We start from the raw sequence: 6,215 nt of genomic DNA, 5'->3' as shown, positions 1-6,215 counted from the left end.
CAAATGCGCGGGCTGGTCTCTTTATTAATGATTCACAATCCCTACGCGCGTCCCGGAGGAAGCAAGGCTTCCGACTTCCTCGCAGCCTTCCTTCCAGAGTAAGTAACGGATACTGTCTGCCAGCGCTTCCCAGCTCGCCTCGATGACGTTGGTGGAGACGCCGACTGTGCTCCACTTTTCGCCGTTGCTCGAGGATTCGATTAGGACACGTACTTTGGCGGCAGTCGCGCCGTTTTCATCCAAGACACGCACCTTGTAATCTTCTAGCTGCATTTTTGCAATGCACGGGTAGTAGCCTTCCAATGCTTTTCGCATGGCATTGTCCAGTGCGTTCACCGGACCATTGCCATCAGCTGCCGTATGGACAGACTCCCCGTTCACACGCAGCTTCACAGTCGCCTCCGACGTGATCGATTGGACGGCTGCCTTTTCCAGCATGATTTTGAATGAGTCCAGCTTGAACAGGTTTTTCAGCTTGCCGGAGGCTTCCAGCAGCATCAGCGTTAGCGAAGCCTCTGCTCCTTCATATTGATAGCCTTGGAATTCGCGCTCTTTGATGTGTGTAATGATTTCTCTCGCCTTTTCGCGATCCAGCGACAGATCGATCTCCAGCTCTTCCATTTTGGCGAGCAAATTGCTTTGTCCTGCTAGCTCTGAGACGAGTACGCGACGTTTGTTGCCGATGTTTTCTGGCTCGATGTGCTCGTACGTTTTCGGGTCGCGCATCACGGCACTTACGTGAATACCACCCTTGTGAGCAAAAGCACTATAACCGACAAACGGTTGGTTGTTCGGCATCGTCATGTTGGCAATTTCCGCTACATAGCGCGACAGCTGTGTCAGCTCCTGCAATTGATCAGTGCTCACACAGTGAAAGCCGAGCTTGAGCTGCAAATTCGGAACCACGGAGATCAGGTTGACGTTCCCACAGCGCTCACCGATGCCATTAATGGTTCCTTGTACTTGCTGTGCGCCCGCTTGAATCGCAGCTAACGTATTGGCAACTGCCACTCCGCTGTCATTATGCGGATGGATGCCTACAGGCGTCCGTAGATGGCCGACAGTCGTTTTGACAATATCATAGACTTCATGCGGCAGTGTTCCACCATTTGTATCACAGAGAACAATCCAGTCAGCTCCAGCTTCTTCTGCCGCTTCCAGCACCCGCAATGCGTAGCGCGGATTCGCCTTGTACCCATCGAAAAAATGCTCTGCCAAAAAGAGAGTCGTCAGTCCGTTTTCTTTTAAAAATGCGACCGAATCAGCGACCATGCGCACGTTTTCTTCCAATGTCGTCTTGAGAGCATCCGTCACGTGCAAGTCCCATGATTTCCCGAAAATCGCCGCCGCGCCTACCCCGCTTAAGATCAACGCTTGCAGATTGTCATCATCCGCCGCTGCTACATTCGGTCTACAGGTACTGCCAAAAGCCGTTACCTTTGCGTGCTGCAGCGGAATCTCCCGGATACGCTCAAAAAAAGCCATGTCCTTTGGATTGCTGCCTGGCCAACCGCCTTCAATAAAATCGATACCAAACTGATCCAGCCGCAGTGCGATCTTTATCTTGTCTTCTACCGACAGGCTGATCCCTTCTCCCTGCGTACCATCTCGCAGGGTCGTATCATACAGATACACCTTGCTATTCATGTTTCTTCTCCACCTGTTCTGTTATTTTTCTGAATAATCACATCATTCAAACCGTTAGACGATACCCAGTATACCACAGCCCAAATGGAAAGAAAACGCAGGAAAATAGAGGTTTTTTCTATGTCCGTGGGGTGCGGACAAATGCGACGGTTTGTTTGATCGCAGCTTCCAACGGAGCCGAAGTTCCTGCAAACGGATGACGCGTGTTAAATGTATGATCTCCGCCTTCTATCCAGTGCAGCTCGCTGTTTTTGGCAGCCTGATGAATTCTTTTTGCACCCTCTACCAGACGGACATAATCTTTTTCTCCTGTGATGATGCACAGTGGTTGTTCCATCGTAGAAACACGTTCCAAAATATCGTAATGTTGGCGATTGTTGTCCACATCCTCGATCACGACTCTCGTGATTGGCATATCTTGACCGGTTCGCGCATTCGCTATGTATCCGACGCCTGTCTCTTCTATTTGTTGGCGCAGCTTCTCGTCGAACAAATCGACATGGGCGATTCCGTTCCAGGTCACAATCCCTGCCACATGCGGGTTATTTGCTCCGAATAAAATCGCGTCACCGCCGCCCTTGCTATGTCCCAATACGTACAGCTTCGTTTTGTCCACATAATCAGGTACAGGAAGCTCGCCTGACAAAATCCGTTCCGTCAAGGCTTGCAAATCAGCCAGTTCACGCGCATACGTATTGCGCCCGAATTTCTCCAGCTCATCGAACTCCGTCAAGCTCTCCCCTACGCCATTGCAGCTAAAGTTAAAGCGAATCGTGGTAATGCCTTGCTTGGCGAGCTCATCGGCTACGTAGGGAAAGCTTCCCCAATCTTTGAAGCCTTTAAAGCCATGGCAAAATAGTAGCAGCGACTGTGCTGAACCCGCCGCTTCCTCCGTATGAATGTCTCCTCGCAGTGTCAACTCCTCGTCGAGTGCGATGGAAAATGATTGCTTTTGCATGTGCGTTTCACCTCTTGTGCATTTTTTTATTATTATGCCGTGTCCCCCTCTGAAAAGAAACGGAAATACCAAAAAAGAGACCTTCCTCTATGGAAGATCCCTCAGTCGCTCAGACTTCTCTTTATTAACGAGATACAACGCATACTCCAACGGCCGTCGAACCGCCATCTTATATCGCTTATGCTGACGCAACTGCTTGAAAATTTCTCTGCCCGGCTTCGGATTGATTTCGATAATCCAAACCTTCCCGTGAACATCAATACCCAGGTCAAAGCCAAACTCCATCATCAGGCCGAAATGCTCTTCAATGCGTGTGACAGTCTTGATCGCGAGCTCCTTGCATTCCAGCACAATCCGCTCTGCCATTTCCTGACCAAATCGTTCGACCAAAAAGGAAACAGCAGGTAAAGCGATTCCTCCCCCATGCAAATTCGAGGTGGACGATTGTAACGGCCCAACGCGAATGCCCATCCCGGTCAAGCACCACTGACCCTTCCCGTCCTTTTGCACAAGCATGCGAGCATCAACTGTTCGCTTGGGAACCAATGACAACCGTAGCCCCTGTTGAAGAAAAAACTGCTCGTTTCCGCTCTTCTCATTCTTCATCCAATGCTCCAGACGCTCGCACACCTCTGTGAGCGTCGCCAGTTTTTCGCAGCTTTTGGCTTGCTTCTTGGTCCTGCCATGCAAAAGATAGCGACCTGCTCGTTTCTCCACACGCAGTATGCTTCTGCCACCTGTGCCGTTTGTCGGCTTGAGATAAACCAGACGATGATCGGCAAGCATCGCATCAAGCGTTTTTCTGTCGTAGGGGAGTGTTTCGGGAAGCCAGCGCTGTAGCTCAGGATCTTGTATCAAAATCTGATGAACGACATATTTGTTCGAGAAGCGGTTATTCGCATAACGAAACCAGTCTTGCTTGCGAAATGGCAAATAGGCACGATGCTTGGGCAATGGATAGTAGCGATAACGGTCGATGACGATATCGGGCCAGGCAAAACACTCTCGTCTCCACTTCGTGCCATCTGGTACAAAACCGTTGATCCGCTTTTCTGCAAACTGGACATCTTGTGGGCTAAACAAAAAAACCTCTGCCCCCATTTCTCTCCCTTCCTCAACCAGCCTTCGTAAAAAACCGGGCTCGACAAAGCCTGATTCTCTTCGGTAGGTCAGTACGCCTATCCGTTTTCTCACCGAAAGGCCACTCCCTCCCTTGTTCAATTTTCTAGCTAGCCTCGTATAGCTTATGGTTGAAAGCAAAAAAAGCGCCTTTGTCCTATGTAGGCAAAAGCGCATCTTTCATGAGTTTTCTTATTGTTGATGTGTTTCCAAATAGTGCAACGCTGTTCGTCCCAAGAGCTCGCCTGCGATCAGCATGGCATCCTCGTCGATATCAAAGCGGGGATGGTGATGTGGATATGTCGCCAGCTTTTCCGGATTGCCTGCCCCTACGAACAAGTAAGCGCCGGACACCTTTTCCAAGTAGTAAGAAAAGTCCTCGCCACCCATCAACGGCTTCATCGACTCCACGCGACCAGCTCCGAATGCAGCAATGGCTGCCTCCTGTGCGATCGCTGCTTCTTTTTCATGGTTAATGACGGCTGGATACCCTCGATCGTAGACAACCGTAGCGCTACCTCCCATCATGGCAGCTGTCCCCTCCGCAATTTCTGTCAGACGCTGCTCCGCACGATCGCGGACGGCTGGCAAAAAGGTGCGGACAGTCCCTGTCAAACGACAGCTATCTGCGATGATGTTCGTACTGTCTCCCCCATGGAACGTCCCCACGGTCACGACCACACTCTCTAATGGGCTGACGTTGCGACTGGCAATCGTTTGGAGATGACCGACAATTTGTGAACCGATCACAATGGAGTCGACGGTTTCTTCTGGAACAGCACCGTGTCCCCCTCTTCCTTTGATCTCGATGGAAAAGTCGTCCGTATTCGCCATGAGCGGACCTGCACTAATATACACCTTGCCCACAGGGAACATCGACCAGAGATGAACGCCAAAGATCGCATCGACGCCATCTACAGCACCATCCTGAACCATTTGGGTAGCTCCACCCGGATTTTCCTCTTCCGCATGCTGAAAGACAAAGCGAATTTCTCCGGCAAACTGCTCACGATGTGCTGCCAACACAGAAGCGAGTCCTAACAGCTGAGAAGTGTGCGCATCATGTCCACACGCATGCATAACGCCAGGTACGGTAGATTTATACGGCACCTCTTTTTGATCCTGAATCGGCAATGCGTCAAAATCCGCACGCAACGCGACGACCTTTCCCGGGCGACCTCCGCGCAAAACGCCGATAACTCCTCGACCGCCCACGCCTGTGCGAACCTCATCAAAATGAAGTCCTCTCAATATTTCGGCAATAAGGGCTGGGGTCTTCTCTTCTTGAAAGGAAAGCTCGGGATGCTGGTGCAGATGACGCCTCCAGCTAATGATTTGCGGCTCCATCTCTTTGAGCAGCTCTTTTAATTGTTCCTGCAAGGCCATGGTTTTTATTCCTCCCACTGGATGCACCATTCTTCTTTCATCATAGCAGAATCATGGGCCAAATGGGGAGCTTGACTAATCCAGAGCGAGCATGCTGCGTTTTCGCTTCTCAAAAACCGCAAAGCTCGTATAGCCTACTCGTTTCAACTGCGCTCGAGCCTCGTCCAACTGCTGACCGACTTGCTCAGGTGCAGTAGCGCTAGACGCCAAGGTAATAGGTACCTCATTCTGGAACAAAATTTCCAGAAAGCGATAACTGGGCGAAAATTCTCGGAGCTGACTCGCCAGACCGTAGCCTGTATTGATTTCCGTCGCAATCTCCCTGCGTCCAAGAGCTCGAGCCACACGCTGATAATACGGCAATAGTGCCGTTTCATCCGGTCGCACACCAAACGCTTTGATGCCATCGATATGGGCAATAACATCAAATAATTGCGATTCGATCGCCTGCTCCAGCTTATCAAAATAAAGGCTGTACAATCCGATTAGTTCCTGTCTTCCAAAGCGTTCTCGTGCATCCTGGATCGAATAGCCCCAGCCTTCCAGAAAATGTACGGCCCCTATGCACACATCCCAAGGATATTGATTGATGACATGCCGCAGTGTCTCTTCTCCACCTGAAAAATAATCCAGTTCAATCCCGACACGCAGGTCAATTCCGTCCTCCGCCCAACGAAGCCGCTCTTTTTGCATGAAAACAACAAAGCTGTCCAGAGAGTCATTTGCGACCTGACTCAGCCATTTGCGCTGTGCCGTCCCCAAGCGATCAGAGCCGATGTGCACATGCTGCTCGTAGTACGGCCGATACTCAAGAAAACGATATAAATGCTCCACCACGCAAACTTGCTGAATCCCCGCCTGTTTGGCACGTAATCGATACAATTCAAGCCAGTCCCGTGAATACGGGCCTTGTTGAAGGCGCTCAGCCAACCCATCGGTCAGCATACTAGCCCATTTTCGGCTCCCCTTCACTTCGGCATGCTCCACGAGAGGGCGCAATGATTCCGCTTGCTTGAGCAACCAGTCCAGCGAATACGGCCCTTCCTCCAGATGGACGTGAAAGTCTACCTTCATCCCGATCACCTCCTTGGGTTCGTCCCTGCTA

The 6,215-nt window shown here is 50.8% G+C and carries 5 protein-coding genes; all 5 read right to left on the bottom strand.

Going from position 1 to position 6,215, the window contains the following annotated elements:
• Nucleotides 1–24 precede the first annotated feature (24 nt).
• The 5 genes from cimA to HPY28_RS17140 all read right to left on the bottom strand — a co-directional run bounded on the left by cimA (nt 25) and on the right by HPY28_RS17140 (nt 6,184).
• Complete coding sequence (gene cimA / locus HPY28_RS17160) at nt 25–1,647, bottom strand: citramalate synthase (protein ID WP_173623931.1); 1,623 nt, start codon at nt 1,645–1,647, stop codon at nt 25–27.
• Nucleotides 1,648–1,765: 118 nt separating this feature from the next.
• Nucleotides 1,766–2,605: an alpha/beta hydrolase gene (locus HPY28_RS17155; protein ID WP_174231015.1), complete on the bottom strand. Its 840-nt coding sequence runs from the start codon at nt 2,603–2,605 to the stop codon at nt 1,766–1,768.
• An 87-nt stretch (nt 2,606–2,692) separates the two neighbouring features.
• Complete coding sequence (locus HPY28_RS17150) at nt 2,693–3,799, bottom strand: YheC/YheD family endospore coat-associated protein (RefSeq protein WP_174231014.1); 1,107 nt, start codon at nt 3,797–3,799, stop codon at nt 2,693–2,695.
• Between the two features lie 117 nt (nt 3,800–3,916).
• Nucleotides 3,917–5,110 carry a M20 metallopeptidase family protein gene (locus tag HPY28_RS17145; RefSeq protein WP_017250671.1) on the bottom strand — a complete coding sequence of 398 codons (1,194 nt, stop codon included), beginning with the start codon at nt 5,108–5,110 and terminating at the stop codon, nt 3,917–3,919.
• 75 nt (nt 5,111–5,185) lie between these two features.
• Entirely contained in the window at nt 5,186–6,184 is a 999-nt protein-coding gene (locus HPY28_RS17140) for a histidinol phosphate phosphatase domain-containing protein (protein ID WP_017250672.1), read from the bottom strand.
• Nucleotides 6,185–6,215 lie beyond the last annotated feature (31 nt).

The organism is Brevibacillus sp. HB1.2 (assembly GCF_013332495.1).
Classification (GTDB): Bacteria; Bacillota; Bacilli; order Brevibacillales; family Brevibacillaceae; genus Brevibacillus; species Brevibacillus porteri.
The sequence above is the reverse complement of the archived record's forward strand: the minus strand, read 5'-3'. Positions and strand labels throughout refer to the sequence as shown.

Excerpts from the sequence above, each read along its gene's own strand:
- cimA (WP_173623931.1), bottom strand. The coding sequence starts at position 1,647 with ATGAATAGCAAGGTGTATCTGTATGATACGACCCTGCGAGATGGTACG.
- HPY28_RS17145 (WP_017250671.1), bottom strand. The coding sequence starts at position 5,110 with ATGGCCTTGCAGGAACAATTAAAAGAGCTGCTCAAAGAGATGGAGCCG.
- HPY28_RS17140 (WP_017250672.1), bottom strand. The coding sequence starts at position 6,184 with ATGAAGGTAGACTTTCACGTCCATCTGGAGGAAGGGCCGTATTCGCTG.
- HPY28_RS17155 (WP_174231015.1), bottom strand. The coding sequence starts at position 2,605 with ATGCAAAAGCAATCATTTTCCATCGCACTCGACGAGGAGTTGACACTG.